A 13,731-nucleotide genomic window follows, 5' to 3' on the forward strand; every position below is an offset into this window, starting at 1 on the left:
CGTTTAGCTATAGTATAGCTAAACGGAGTTTTTGTTATTTCTTCTTTTTGTTTTTATTCGGTAATACTTTTGCACCTTGTGATTTTCTTTCTTTTTCAGCAAGTTCTTTTTCATGTGCTGCTAAAATTGGTGCCATTTCTTCATCGACCTTTTTACGGTAATATAAGTTACCGATAATCGTTTGAAGGATTAAGAACGCACCACCTACTGCCCAGTATAATGGTAAGGCAGATGGTGAAATCACCGAAATCCACAGAATCATCAGTGGAGAAATAAACATAAGTAGTCGCATTTGCTTTTTTTGTTCTTCTGGTAAGAACATCATCGACACATATGCTTGAACCGCGTATACGAGTACTGCGATCGCAATCATAATCGCACTCGGCTCTGTTAAGTTCATCCATAAGAAGTCTGGATATTGAGTAATACCACCCTCTGATGGATATTTTAATGCGAAGAATAACGCCATAACGATCGGCATTTGAATTAAGATTGGTAGACATCCAATATTTAATGGGTTAATATCGTGTTTTTTATATAACGCCATCATCTCTTGTTGAACAGCCATTTTTTCTTCTTGCGTCGTCGCAACTTTCATACGGCGCTGAATGTCTTCCATTTCTGGTTTAACAATCTTCATCTTCTCACGCATCAACATTTGATTTTTGTATGTTTTCATCATGAATGGGAAGATGATTAAGCGCACGATTAACGTTAATACGATAATCGCAAGACCATAATTATGGTTTAAGTGATCTCCAAGCCAATGAAGTAAGTTATCCATTGGTTGAACAAATGTATTAAAGAAAAAACCATCTCTGTTTTCAGGTTTCGAGTAGTCACACCCTGCTAAAAACAAGACGAGGCCCATCGTTAACGGTAACAGCCATTTTTTAGCCATAATTTCACCTCTAATTTTATATACAAGAGTGATTGTACCATACTTACAACCACATTTACAGATAAAACATGAGGAAAATAGGCGATATATTTGAATCTACTCAGAAATATTTAATCTACTTTTTTTCATTAATCGCATACTATTCAGAGTAACGATTAAAGTCGCTCCGATATCTGAGAATATCGCAATCCATAAAGTTAACCATCCTGGAATCACAAGTAATAATGCAATTAGTTTAATCCCTAATGAAAATGTAATATTTTGTTTTATAATTGTTAACGTCTTTTTACTTAAACGAATGATGTAAGGAATTTTATTTAAATTATCCGACATCAATGCGATATCTGCTGTTTCTAGTGCTGTATCTGTTCCTCTGCCCATCGCGATTCCAACATTTGCTGAAGCAAGTGCAGGTGCATCGTTCACACCGTCACCGACCATCATAATTTTTTGTTTCTTTTGTTCTTCATTAATGATTTTAAGTTTATCTGCTGGCATGAGTTCTGCCTTCACTTCATCGATATGACATTTGTCTGCAATGATTTGAGCGGTTTTATGATTATCTCCTGTTAACATCATCGTTTTAATGTTTAATGACTTAAGATCATCTAATACTGATATCGATTCACTTCTTAAATCATCCGCTACACCGATAATCACTTCAATCTTGTCACTTCCACAAATAATTACCGTTTTACCTTCAGCTTGTAGTTGTGATACTGTGTCATCTATTTCGAACCCTAATTCCTTAAATAACTTCGGACTTCCAATATAATAGTCTTGGTTATCGATGACTCCTTTTACACCTTTACCTGTAATCGACTGAAAATCATCAACTTTAAGATTACGATACTCTAAATGTTCTTTATCCGCTTCATTTAATATTGCTACTGCGATTGGATGTTGAGAGTTTTTCTCAAGCGCTGCAGCTTTTATTAAAGCATTGTCTTTAAACATTACTAAATCTGTAACGACAGGCTGACCGATTGTTAACGTGCCGGTTTTATCAAACGCAATCGCATCAATTCGAGCAGTTTCTTCTAAATAGATACCACCTTTTATTAACACCCCGTGACGTGCAGCGTTCCCTATCGCTGTAACAATAGCGACAGGAGTTGATATTACAAGTGCACACGGACAACCGATAATAAGAACCGCGAGCCCTTGATATAACGAATCGTGCCATGGTGTGTTGAATAGAAGTGGTGGAGCGAACATGACGAGTAACGAAATGAGTATAATAATCGGTGTATAATATTTTGCAAATCTATCGACGAGTGCTTCTGAAGACGCACGTTCAGATTGTGCTTTTTCAACGAGATGAATGACTTTAGATAACTCCGTATCTTCAATTAACTTCGTCACTTCAACTTCTAATACACCTTCTTCGTTTAACGTACCCGCAAATACTTCGTCACCATTTACTTTGTCTACCGATTTACTTTCACCAGTGATCGATGCCTGATTTACTGTCGAGCTTCCTTTAATTACTATTCCGTCCATCGCAAACTTTTGTCCTGGTTTTACGCGCATGACGTCACCGACTAGAATGTCTTTTACATCTTTTATAACTTCTATACCATCTTTAACGATAATTGCTTCACTTGGTGCGAGTTCCATTAAATGTTTAATCGACGCTCTCGCTTTATCCATAGAGTAGCGTTCAAGTGCTTCACTAACAGCAAATAGAATCACAACAGTCGCCGCTTCAAACCACTCACCAATGAGTGATGCCCCAATGACTGCTATTGTCATTAACGTATTCATATCAAACTTTAAGCGCACTAAATTTTTAAGCCCTGCGATAAATAACGAATATCCACCGATGATGATTGAGAGTAAATATCCAATCGTAAATAAGTGACTGTCTTGTCCTGAAAAATAAGAAGCGAGTACAGTGACAATTAATAAAACTGCAGATATATATACCGGATAATTTTCTTTCTTTTTCCAAAACTTTTCGTGCGTGACGGTTAAATCTTGCACGTCCCTTACTTTGATGTTGTCAAAAGCACCTGCTTGCTCTAACTCTTCAATTGTCGCATCTCCAGTGATGTAAATCTTTGCACTGTTAAAATCGACTTTTGCTTCTTCGACACTGTTTAAATGATTTAAATTTTCTTCGTATGTTTTTGCACAGTTCGCACATGAGAGGTTTTGTATTCGATATGTTTTCTCACTCATAATAATTCCTCCATATGTGTAACTGTCGTTTCAATAATGGTACGGACATGGTCATCATCTAAACTATAATACACATGCTTCCCTGACTTTCTCTCTTTTATGACTCCTTCTTTATGTAGTTTTCTTAAATGACTCGATGCATTTGCGATTGTTATATCTAAAATAGACGCAATATCGCATACACATAGCTCTTTCTCACTACATAGAGCAGTAACGATTTTCGTTCGATTTTCATTTGCGATTGCTTTTAAAAACGAAACCATCTGATCGATTGGTAACTCGGTTAATTCTTTTTTTACTTCATTTACTTTGTCACTATGTATCACAACAAATCCCTCATTCAATTATTTATTTGAATATAGTATAACTGATTTTTATATAACATTCAATTATTTTGTTGATTGTTTAATTAAAAAAATGAGAGTCAAATGAGACTCTCATTTCTAATGCTTACTATTCGATATCGATAAAATGATTCAGTGGACCATTCTTTTTACCGATATCTAAACTATTTTTTAAACCTGCAGTGACGTATCGCTTCGCTTTTCTAAACGCGTCTTCTAAACTATTCCCTTTTGCGATTTCTGCAGTGATGACCGCTGAAAACGTACTGCCGCTTCCACGCTTATTTTTTGTTTGAACGATTTCTTCAGTAAGTTTTAACGATGTCGTCTTCGTATATAAATAATCACATGCTTCACCGGTCATATTACTATCGTTAATAATTACTGCTTTTACACCGATTTCTCTTAAAAAGATTTTCGCTGCTGTTTCGATATCTTTTTCAGTCTCAATATCGATGCCTGTTAACGATTTTGCTTCGTTTATATTCGGTGTCACGACTGCAGCATGATGAAGTAATTGTTGTTTTAACACACTCGTCGTCTCTTCTGAAATAATACGTTGCCCGTCGCGTGTAAAAATGTACGGATCAACGACGAACGGTATATGATACTGTTTAACATATTGTGTGAGCATTTCAATCATCGGTATGCTCGTGATCATTCCAGATTTCATTGCAAATGGAATTGTGTCATCAAATATACTTTTAAGCTGCTCTTCTAAAAAGTCATCTGGTATTTCTAGTACATCTTTTATACCACTCGAGTTTTGTGCCGTTAAACTTGTAATTGCAGACATTCCGTACACTCCTAAATTTTGAAACGTCTTTAAATCTGCATTCACACCAGACCCTCCTGTCGGATCATAGCTCGACACAGTAAGCACAATTGGTAATGTCATTGTAACTCCTCCTTTACTTCACAAAATATTGTTTAATCACTGTCTCTAATATGACAGGTAACTCTTTAAACGCACTCGGTTTTAGTAATCTCTCTGTGACTTTATGTGCATCTTTACCGATCGGACCGCAGTTTAATACAGGTGCTGATATTTCTTTAATATCTTCAAATGGTATCATATACGTCTTATTAAACGTTGGAGTGTTTAAGCTAAATACTCTGTCACTTTCATAACTCGTCGCATATTTCACGTAACTTAAGTCACAAATACCGTTAAAGAAATGTACTTGTTCAACGTTACGATTCAATGTGTCACTCGTTTCTTTTATCGTTTCGACGATATTTTGAACGAGTATATCTTCTGAACTGTTCGTTGCTGGATAATAAGGCGGAGTGAAAAACGTGACGACTGTTGGCCCTAAATGACGCATTAACATCATAATTTTGTCGATTGCTTCGATACATTGTAAATGATCATCTTGATTGTTTGAAACACTTTCTAGTAGTTCACTGACTTTATCTTCCCCAAATTTATCGATCGCTTGTTGAAGTAACTCTTCATACGTACAGACGTTTACATTTACAGTTTCCTCTTTATAAATACCATCGTCAAACGTTTGAATGACTTCATTTACTTCATCCACCGAGTCTTTGACAATCGTGTTAAACGTGTTAAATATCTCACTCGCATTTTGTTTAAATATAAATAAGTTATATAAACTGACCGTTCTAAACGGCGTCTGAACGTCGTAATGCGCCTTTAAATCACGCATCATCAATGAAACAGGTAACGGTGTTTCTTCATCCTCATAGCGCTCTATAAACGAATTGTTGTATTCCATATTTTTATTGATGAAGCTCATAATGTAATTCGAGCTTAAACCGTTCATCGCATTACCGACGTGCGTTTCTTTACCGTAAACGTACACTGCAGGCATTAACTTTCCAATCGTTCCAGTATATACGTAGTGCGTATTGTTACCAGGTGCTTGTTGGAATGTCGGCTCACTATTTAAGTGAAGTACGATATTTAAATCTTTTTCTTTTCGGATTTCATTGATTTTTTTAACTGCTGCTAACATTCCTTTAGAGCCAACTTCTTCATCAGGCACTGTAACGAGTAATAAGTTTACGTCCCAGTTTTCAAGCGCTGCTTTTTCGATTAAAGACATATGGAGCACGAGACCTGGTTTCATATCCATACTACCACGACCAAAATAATAGTGTCCCGTTTTAATATCAGCAACGGCATCATCATTTAAGTACGTATGATCAGATTTAAAAATATCTGTTATTTTATCCATATCAAATGCATGTTGTTTATATTCTCCAAAGTCATCGATACCGACTGTGTCGAAGTGACTAATTAAAACGACAGTATCCTTATTTTCACTACCAGCGTAATGTGCAAGTACAGCACGTCGATCGTCTTCAGTATGTGCAAAATATATGTGATTACTATGTGCATTAAAATAATCGAGTTTGAGTAATTCACTCTTTATTAAGTCCGGGAAGCTTTTCTCTCCTGTTGAATGTGTGATTGAATCATGTTTAACGAGTGTTTTTAATAACTCTACACGGCTCTCTTCTGTTTGCCATAAACCGTTCATCGTTAAATTCCTCCATTACTTTGTTCTATATATAAGACTACAACTTTTTGACGTCTTTTGATAGCGTTTTTATTTAAAATAAAAAAACCGATTAAGAATAATCTTAATCGGTCAAGTAATTATAAGTAAGCACCACATGTTGGCCAAGGTTGTGCACCACGTTGAGCGTATAACATTTGTGCACGCATCGTTTGTTCTTCAGCAGAAGCTTGTGATGCAACGCCTGTTCCACCCATTGCTTGCCATGTAGCAGCGTCAAATTGATATAGGCCGTGATATGTTCCTGATGCATCTACAATGTTTGGATTCCCACCAGATTCACACGCTGCAAGTCCTGCCCAGTTTAAACCATCGTTAGACGCTTGTTGAACAGGTGCTGATGCATGCGCGTTAGAATTGTCATATGTATCATCATACGTTTCTTCATATGCCTCTTCTTGTTCATTGTTATAATTTGTTTCATTCGTTTCAGCATCTTCATATGCTACTTCAACGCTTTTTTCTTCATTTGCTTTGTCTTTTGCTTTTTTCTTAGCTTTTTTCTCAGCTTTTAATTCGCTTGCTTTTAGTTCTTCTTTAAGTGCAATTTCTTTTTCTACTTTTTTCTCAGCTGTAAATGATTGAACTGATGATTTATATTCTTGTGCGATTTCAGCAACTATTTCGCTTGATTTTGCTGTTGGTTCATCTGCCTTAGCTTGCGTAGAAAGCCCCATACCACTCGCTAATATCGCAACTGATCCTAATGCAAAAATTGTACGTTTCATTATATATATGCCCCCAAAAAATTGTCTCTTTTTTCAACTAGATACAATACTATCAAATTAAAGCATTTCATAGGTTACAGCTATATAAAGCTTTTACTTTATTTTTACAAAATCATTACAATCAGATGTCTATCATTAACGTTGTCAGATAACATAAAAAAAAACGCCTTAAGATTTCTCTTACGCAGCGTAGAAATCTTAAGGCGAGTGAGTGTGTGTGAGTATGAAAAGAATCTTAAAAAATTTAGTTTACAGCTTTATCAGACAAGTTTGAGAGAATTAGTCCATTCATATTTGAACTAGAAATGTATGTGTCTCCTTTCTTAAACACAATATACAGCGAAATATTATTTTCAACAAATCTCGATTTTTTAAATTTATATAGTGAACCTCTGTAATTTTTAAATTTTAAATCTTAATTTCATACAGTTTTTAAAATACGCCATTTTTTCATCAAAGTTAGTATAAAAAAATCCAGCTTTACTCAGCTGGATCTCCGATTGCAAATGTAATTTCACATTGACACGCTACTTTGTCTCCGACTTTAGCAACGGCTTTACCTTTACCGATTGGCCCTTTAACACGTGTAATTTCTACTGTTAATTCTAAAGTATCTCCAGGTGTCACTTGGTGTTTAAAGCGACACTTATCGATACCTGCAAAAAATGCAAGTTTTCCTTTAAATTGTTCTTCTTGTAATAAAGCAACCGCACCAGTTTGTGCGAGTGCTTCTACGATTAACACTCCAGGCATCACTGCGTATTCTGGGAAGTGTCCTTGGAAGAATGGTTCGTTTCCAGACACTTGTTTAATACCGACACATTTTTCACCTGGGGTAATTTCAACGATACGATCGATTAATAAAAATGGTGGGCGATGCGGAATAATCGCTTTAATTTGGTCATAAGTTAACATATCTTTATCCTCTCATTAGATCTTTTATATGCTGCCACGTTTCAATTCTAAACACTTCAAACGGGTTCCCTAATATGCCATATCCAATCATTAGACCGATGACGACGAGTAAAATTGCGATGTATAAATAGAGTAGTATACGTACAATCATCGGAATTTTTCGATGTACAATTTTAGATGTCTCTTTCATAACTCACCTCTAAATTAAACGTGTTCGAGTTCAGCTTCTGTAATGCGCTCGATATCTGCTCCGAGAGCTTTTAATTTTTTATGAAAATCTACATATCCTCGGTCTAAATGACGAAGCTCTGTCACCGTTGTTTCTCCTTCAGCAACAAGTCCTGCTAATATAAGAGCTGCTGCTGCACGTAAATCTGTCGCTTTTACACGAGCACCATGAAGTTCTTTACCACCGTGGATTACAGCATGATTATCTTGCAGTGAAATATCTGCATTCATCGTATTAAATTCTCTGACGTGCATAAAGCGATTTTCAAAAATCGTTTCAGTAACGATACTCGTACCTTCAATCGTTAATAGTAATGCCATCATCTGACTTTGCATATCTGTCGGGAATCCGGGATGTGGTAATGTTTTAATGTCTGTTGGCTGTAACGGTTCCGTTGCATTTACTCGGACGTTATCCCCGTCTTCAATAATTTGAACACCGATTTCTTCTAATTTAGACACGACTGCACTTAAGTGCTCAATGACGATATTTTGAATTAAAATATGGCTTCTTGTAATCGCAGCAGCTATCATAAATGTTCCTGCTTCAATTCGGTCAGGAATGACTTGGTGTTTTGTGCCGTATAGCTGATCGACACCTGTAATTTTAATATGTCCAGTTCCTGCTCCAGTTACTTTACCACCCATACGGTTAATATAGTTTTGTAAATCGACAATTTCTGGTTCCATTGCAGCATTTTCAATATGAGTGACACCATCGGCAAGTGCTGCACCCATCATTAAGTTTTGTGTGGCACCGACACTTGGAAAATCTAGATGTATTTTAGCACCTTTAAGACGTCCATCTACTCTACCTTCAATGAAACCGTCTAACGTTGTAAACGTGGCACCCATTTTTTCAAAACCTTTTAAATGTTGTTCAATCGGACGACTACCAATCGCACATCCTCCGGGCATCGCAACTTCACATTTACCGTAACGTCCAAGCAGTGGCCCCATAACGAGCATTGAAGCTCGCATTTTGCTCACTAATTCATAAGGTGCTGATATCGATAAATCTGAACTTGCGTCTACGTATACTTTATCGTTTTCAGTTTTAACATCTGCATTTAAAATGCTAAGTAATTCAACTAATGTTTTACAATCCGATAACTTCGGAACATTAGTAATTACTGACTCTCCTTCTGATGCTAAGAGAGACGCAGCTAAAATCGGTAGAACCGCGTTTTTAGCGCCTTCTATTTTCACACTTCCAGCAAGCTTTCGTCCACCCTTAACAATAATTTTATCCATATTCTCACTCCACATAATACTCATTAATTTAATTCTATAGACTTCTATTTATAGTGTAAAGCATTTAGCTAAATAGAAGCTGAAGGTTTTGTGTTTCTACAAAAATATCGATGATAAAATTCGACATACTCGTTCCTAAAAGAATCGCGAGCAATATGTAAAACATTCTTATTTTAGCAGAATGACCTTTTTTAAAAATCATATCTACTTTTAAACAGTCTAAAATATAAAATGCAAAAATAGAACATGCGATATGTAAAATAATTTTCATCAATGCGATTTGAGATAAAAACATTTAAAAACCCCTTAAAAAAAGTCTAAGGTTTCCCTTAGACTTTTTGTTTATTTAAATTGTGCAATATTCAAACGGTTAATTGCTCTTTGGAATGCAAGTTCTGCACGCACTTCATCGATTTCTTCTTCTTGCGCACGTTTTAGAAGCTCTTCTGCTCTCTTACGCGCAGCTAGTGCACGATCAGTATCGATATCATCCGCGAATTCTGCAGCTTGAGTTAACACTGTAACTTTGTCGCCACGAATTTCTGCAAATCCATCTGTAATCGCTAAATATTCGAACTGTCCATCGATTTTAGCTTTTACACTACCAATCTTTAAAGGTGTCACTGTTGGGACGTGGCCTGCCATGACCCCAAGTTCACCTTGTGTTGATTCCAAGATGACAATTTCGCAGTTATCATCAGTAAAAACAGAACCGTTAGGAGTAACTACATCTAATGCAATTGTACTCATACAACTAACCTCCTGTTATTAAACTTCTGCACCCATCTCACGCGCTTTTTCAATAACTTGTGACATATCTCCAACAAGTCTGAACGCGTCTTCTGGTACGTGGTCGTATTTACCTGCTAAGATTGCTTTGAAGTCTTCAACAGTTTGTGCGACTGGTACGTACGAACCTTTTTGTCCTGTGAATTGTTCTGCAACGTGGAAGTTTTGACTTAAGAAGAACTGGATACGACGCGCACGTGCAACGACTTCCTTATCCTCTTCTGATAACTCATCCATACCTAAAATCGCAATGATGTCTTGTAACTCACTGTATTTTTGTAATGTTGCTTGTACTTCACGTGCAACGTTGTAGTGCTCTTCACCAACTACTGCTGGAGATAACGCACGTGACGTTGATGCAAGTGGGTCTACCGCAGGGTAAATACCCATCTCTGAAATTTTACGCTCTAAGTTTGTCGTCGCGTCTAAGTGTGCGAACGTTTGAGCTGGCGCTGGGTCAGTGTAGTCATCGGCTGGTACGAATACCGCTTGAATAGACGTTACTGATCCTTTGTTTGTTGATGTAATACGCTCTTGAAGCTGACCCATCTCTGAAGATAATGTCGGTTGGTATCCAACGGCAGATGGAATACGTCCAAGAAGTGCTGATACCTCTGAACCTGCTTGTGTGAAACGGAAGATGTTGTCGATGAATAGTAATACGTCTTGACCTTCCACATCACGGAAGTATTCAGCCATCGTTAATCCTGTTAATGCTACACGCATACGTGCACCAGGTGGCTCGTTCATTTGCCCGAATACCATCGCTGTTTTATCGATAACGCCTGAGTCAGACATTTCAAAGTATAAGTCGTTTCCTTCACGCGTACGCTCACCAACACCAGCGAATACCGAAATACCACCGTGCTCTTGAGCGATGTTATGAATTAATTCTTGGATTAATACAGTTTTACCTACTCCGGCACCACCGAATAATCCGATTTTACCACCTTTAGTGTAAGGTGCTAATAAGTCTACTACTTTAATACCAGTTTCTAAAATCTCTGTCGCTACTGACAGATCCTCAAATTCTGGAGCGTCTCGGTGAATCGGGTTTCTGAGTTCAGATTCAGGAATCTGACCTTTTAGGTCAATCGTTTCACCTAAAACGTTGAATACACGTCCTAAAGTGGCATTACCTACAGGTACTGAAATAGGTTGACCAGTGTTTACTACTTCCATACCACGCTGAATACCATCTGTAGAACTCATCGCAATTGTTCTTACTGTGTTGTCTCCACGGTGAAGCGCAACTTCTAACGTAAGTGCAATTGAATCTTCTTCAGTTTCACCTTTATGATCTATTGTAAGTGCGTTCATTAACTCAGGTAATTGACCTTCTTCAAAACGCACATCTACAACAGGTCCCATAACTTGGACCACGTGTCCTAAAGCCATTTGAGTTCCTCCTATAAATTATTATTCTTGTGCTTGTGCACCACTTACAATTTCTGTAATTTCTTGTGTAATCGCTGCTTGTCTTAGTCTGTTGTAAGACAATGTTAACTCACCAATCAATTCGTTTGCGTTGTCCGTAGCAGCTTTCATCGCTGTCATACGAGCAGCATGCTCACTTGTTTTTGCTTCAAGTAAAGCACCGTAAATAATAGCTTCAGCGTATTGTGGTAATAATTCTTTTAAAATCGTTTCTTTATCTGGTTCGAATTCATAAGAAGCGAGATGAGTGTACTCATTTTTCGTTTCTAAATCGTCTTCTGACATTGGAAGTAACTGTCTTACAGTTACTTTTTGCTCGAGGATAGAGATGAATTCGTTATAGATAATATGAAGCTCATCGATTTCTTCATCTTCATATTGACGAATTGCTGCCGCCGCTATTTTTTTCACATCCGAAAATGATGGCTGATCTGGTAACCCTAGACGGTAGTCATCTATCTTATAGCCACGTAATCTAAGTACGTCGTATCCCATTTTACCGAGAACCATAAGTGAAATTTCGTCTTGGTTACCGTTATGGCGTTCATTGATTTCAGTTGTTATTGCTTTAATAACGTTTGCGTTGTATGGACCTGCTTTACCTGTATCACTTGAGATTACGATATAGCCAACACGTTTAACAGGACGTGCAGTTAACATCGGGTGAACGTTATTTCCACCTGCTCCAATTGCTTGGATTGTTTCTTCCATTCGGTCCATATACGGACGGAAGTTTTTAGTGTTTTGTTCTGAACGACCGAGTTTTGAGTTCGCGACCATGTTCATCGCACTCGTTAACTGACTCATCTTTTCAGTTGAGTTAATACGACCTTTTATCTCCCTTAATGAAGCCATGATTTCACCATCCTTTATATAAATAGTGTTATTTATTATTTACTACTGTTAAATAACTTTTTGAATCCGTTAATTGCTGCATCAAATGCTTCGTGATCTGGAAGCTCTGATGTTTCACGGATACCGTTTAATAATTCTTTGTTGTTAGCACTTAACCACTCTAAGAATTCACTTTCGAATCTTGTAATGTCTTGTACTGCAACATCATCTAAATAACCGTTTACTAATGCGTAAAGAATTACTACTTGCTCTTCAACAGGTAGTGGTTGGTTTTCACCTTGTTTAAGTACTTCAACCGTACGTTTACCGCGCTCTAATTTAGCAGCTGTAGCTTTATCTAAATCAGAACCGAACTGAGCGAATGCTTCTAATTCACGGTAAGCAGCTAAGTCTAAACGAAGTGTACCTGCTACTTTCTTCATCGCTTTAATTTGTGCTGAACCACCTACACGAGATACTGAAAGACCCGCGTTGATCGCTGGACGCACACCTGAGAAGAATAAGTCAGACTGTAAGAAGATCTGACCGTCTGTAATCGAGATTACGTTTGTCGGTACGAATGCAGAGATGTCTCCTGCTTGCGTTTCAACGAATGGTAACGCAGTAATCGAACCGCCACCTAAATCGTCATTTAATTTCGCTGCACGCTCAAGTAAACGACTGTGTAGGTAGAATACGTCCCCTGGGAATGCTTCACGGCCTGGTGGACGACGTAATAGTAATGACATTTCACGGTAAGCTTGTGCTTGTTTTGTTAAGTCATCGTATACGATTAATACGTGTTTTCCGTTGAACATAAACTCCTCACCCATAGATACACCCGCATATGGCGCGATGTATAATAATGGAGCTGGGTCAGATGCACCTGCACTTACTACGATTGTGTAGTCTAATGCACCGTGCTTACGGAATGTTTCAACTGTAGAACGTACTGTAGATTCTTTTTGACCGATTGCTACGTAGATACAAATCATATCTTCGTTTTTCTGGTTTAAAATCGTGTCGATTGCAAGTGTCGTTTTACCAGTTTGACGGTCACCGATGATTAACTCACGTTGACCACGTCCGATTGGTACTAAAGCGTCAATCGCTTTAATTCCTGTTTGTAATGGTTCGAATACTGACTTACGATCCATTACTCCTGTAGCTGGACTTTCTACAGGACGAGCTTTTGTTGTACTAATTGGACCTTTACCATCGATTGGTTGTCCAAGTGGGTTTACAACACGACCGATAAGTTCTTCACCTACTGGTACTTCCATGATTTTACCAGTACGTTTAACTTCGTCGCCTTCTTTAATATCATAATATGGTCCAAGAATAACGATACCAACTTCGTCTTCTTCAAGGTTTTGAGCTAATCCTAACACACCGTTAGAGAACTCAAGTAACTCTCCTGCCATCGCATCGTTTAAACCATGAGCAACTGCGATACCGTCACCGACTTCAGTTACTGTACCGACATCTGATACTTCCATGTCAGCTTCATAGTTTTCTATTTGACTTCTGAGAAGAGCACTAATTTCTTCAGCCTTGATTGCCATAGAAAT

At 37.6% G+C, this 13,731-nt stretch carries 14 protein-coding genes; all 14 read right to left on the bottom strand.

All coding sequences use genetic code 11. The features are described 5' to 3' along the window. Positions 1–34 precede the first annotated feature (34 nt). The 14 genes from yidC to atpA all read right to left on the bottom strand — a co-directional run bounded on the left by yidC (position 35) and on the right by atpA (position 13,725). Positions 35–901, bottom strand: coding sequence for a membrane protein insertase YidC (yidC, locus tag TJ68_RS01165; protein ID WP_040928285.1), 867 nt, complete (start codon positions 899–901; stop codon positions 35–37). Between the two features lie 96 nt (positions 902–997). After that, positions 998–3,085: a heavy metal translocating P-type ATPase gene (locus TJ68_RS01170; RefSeq protein WP_040928286.1), complete on the bottom strand. Its 2,088-nt coding sequence runs from the start codon at positions 3,083–3,085 to the stop codon at positions 998–1,000. Then, positions 3,082–3,411, bottom strand: a complete 330-nt coding sequence (locus TJ68_RS01175) for an ArsR/SmtB family transcription factor (protein WP_238316004.1) — start codon at positions 3,409–3,411, stop codon at positions 3,082–3,084. Before TJ68_RS01175 ends, TJ68_RS01170 begins: the two co-directional genes overlap by 4 nt. Before the next feature lie 127 nt (positions 3,412–3,538). Then, a complete protein-coding gene (gene thiD / locus TJ68_RS01180; RefSeq protein WP_040928288.1) occupies positions 3,539–4,327 on the bottom strand; it encodes a bifunctional hydroxymethylpyrimidine kinase/phosphomethylpyrimidine kinase in 789 nt (262 codons plus the stop codon). 13 nt (positions 4,328–4,340) lie between these two features. Next, entirely contained in the window at positions 4,341–5,936 is a 1,596-nt protein-coding gene (locus tag TJ68_RS01185) for a M20/M25/M40 family metallo-hydrolase (protein ID WP_040928289.1), read from the bottom strand. Positions 5,937–6,055: 119 nt separating this feature from the next. Further along, positions 6,056–6,703 (bottom strand): transglycosylase family protein, encoded by a 648-nt coding sequence (locus tag TJ68_RS08745; RefSeq protein ID WP_052327237.1) that lies wholly within the window; start codon positions 6,701–6,703, stop codon positions 6,056–6,058. Positions 6,704–7,183: 480 nt separating this feature from the next. Then, positions 7,184–7,618 (bottom strand): 3-hydroxyacyl-ACP dehydratase FabZ, encoded by a 435-nt coding sequence (gene fabZ, locus TJ68_RS01195; protein ID WP_040928290.1) that lies wholly within the window; start codon positions 7,616–7,618, stop codon positions 7,184–7,186. Between the two features lie 4 nt (positions 7,619–7,622). Beyond that, a complete protein-coding gene (locus TJ68_RS01200; protein ID WP_040928291.1) occupies positions 7,623–7,808 on the bottom strand; it encodes a DNA-directed RNA polymerase subunit beta in 186 nt (61 codons plus the stop codon). Between the two features lie 14 nt (positions 7,809–7,822). Next, positions 7,823–9,100, bottom strand: coding sequence for a UDP-N-acetylglucosamine 1-carboxyvinyltransferase (gene murA, locus TJ68_RS01205; RefSeq protein ID WP_040928292.1), 1,278 nt, complete (start codon positions 9,098–9,100; stop codon positions 7,823–7,825). 64 nt (positions 9,101–9,164) lie between these two features. After that, positions 9,165–9,395: a DUF1146 domain-containing protein gene (locus tag TJ68_RS01210; RefSeq protein WP_040928293.1), complete on the bottom strand. Its 231-nt coding sequence runs from the start codon at positions 9,393–9,395 to the stop codon at positions 9,165–9,167. Between the two features lie 47 nt (positions 9,396–9,442). Beyond that, positions 9,443–9,850, bottom strand: coding sequence for a F0F1 ATP synthase subunit epsilon (locus TJ68_RS01215; RefSeq protein WP_040928294.1), 408 nt, complete (start codon positions 9,848–9,850; stop codon positions 9,443–9,445). A gap of 18 nt (positions 9,851–9,868) precedes the next feature. Continuing rightward, positions 9,869–11,287 (bottom strand): F0F1 ATP synthase subunit beta, encoded by a 1,419-nt coding sequence (atpD, locus tag TJ68_RS01220; RefSeq protein ID WP_040928295.1) that lies wholly within the window; start codon positions 11,285–11,287, stop codon positions 9,869–9,871. 21 nt (positions 11,288–11,308) lie between these two features. Next, positions 11,309–12,181 (bottom strand): ATP synthase F1 subunit gamma, encoded by an 873-nt coding sequence (atpG, locus tag TJ68_RS01225; protein ID WP_040928296.1) that lies wholly within the window; start codon positions 12,179–12,181, stop codon positions 11,309–11,311. A gap of 35 nt (positions 12,182–12,216) precedes the next feature. Continuing rightward, positions 12,217–13,725, bottom strand: coding sequence for a F0F1 ATP synthase subunit alpha (gene atpA, locus TJ68_RS01230; protein WP_040928297.1), 1,509 nt, complete (start codon positions 13,723–13,725; stop codon positions 12,217–12,219). Positions 13,726–13,731 lie beyond the last annotated feature (6 nt).

Origin of the sequence: Nosocomiicoccus massiliensis (assembly GCF_000438455.1) — a bacterium.
GTDB lineage: Bacteria > Bacillota > Bacilli > Staphylococcales > Salinicoccaceae > Nosocomiicoccus > Nosocomiicoccus massiliensis.

What these genes read in the sequence shown, in the direction of transcription:
- TJ68_RS01200 (WP_040928291.1), bottom strand. Translation starts at nt 7,808, where the DNA reads ATGAAAGAGACATCTAAAATTGTACATCGAAAAATTCCGATGATTGTA.
- thiD (WP_040928288.1), bottom strand. Translation starts at nt 4,327, where the DNA reads ATGACATTACCAATTGTGCTTACTGTGTCGAGCTATGATCCGACAGGA.
- TJ68_RS01215 (WP_040928294.1), bottom strand. Translation starts at nt 9,850, where the DNA reads ATGAGTACAATTGCATTAGATGTAGTTACTCCTAACGGTTCTGTTTTT.
- atpG (WP_040928296.1), bottom strand. Translation starts at nt 12,181, where the DNA reads ATGGCTTCATTAAGGGAGATAAAAGGTCGTATTAACTCAACTGAAAAG.
- TJ68_RS01185 (WP_040928289.1), bottom strand. Translation starts at nt 5,936, where the DNA reads ATGAACGGTTTATGGCAAACAGAAGAGAGCCGTGTAGAGTTATTAAAA.
- atpA (WP_040928297.1), bottom strand. Translation starts at nt 13,725, where the DNA reads ATGGCAATCAAGGCTGAAGAAATTAGTGCTCTTCTCAGAAGTCAAATA.
- atpD (WP_040928295.1), bottom strand. Translation starts at nt 11,287, where the DNA reads ATGGCTTTAGGACACGTGGTCCAAGTTATGGGACCTGTTGTAGATGTG.
- fabZ (WP_040928290.1), bottom strand. Translation starts at nt 7,618, where the DNA reads ATGTTAACTTATGACCAAATTAAAGCGATTATTCCGCATCGCCCACCA.
- TJ68_RS01210 (WP_040928293.1), bottom strand. Translation starts at nt 9,395, where the DNA reads ATGTTTTTATCTCAAATCGCATTGATGAAAATTATTTTACATATCGCA.
- TJ68_RS08745 (WP_052327237.1), bottom strand. Translation starts at nt 6,703, where the DNA reads ATGAAACGTACAATTTTTGCATTAGGATCAGTTGCGATATTAGCGAGT.
- TJ68_RS01170 (WP_040928286.1), bottom strand. Translation starts at nt 3,085, where the DNA reads ATGAGTGAGAAAACATATCGAATACAAAACCTCTCATGTGCGAACTGT.
- yidC (WP_040928285.1), bottom strand. Translation starts at nt 901, where the DNA reads ATGGCTAAAAAATGGCTGTTACCGTTAACGATGGGCCTCGTCTTGTTT.
- murA (WP_040928292.1), bottom strand. Translation starts at nt 9,100, where the DNA reads ATGGATAAAATTATTGTTAAGGGTGGACGAAAGCTTGCTGGAAGTGTG.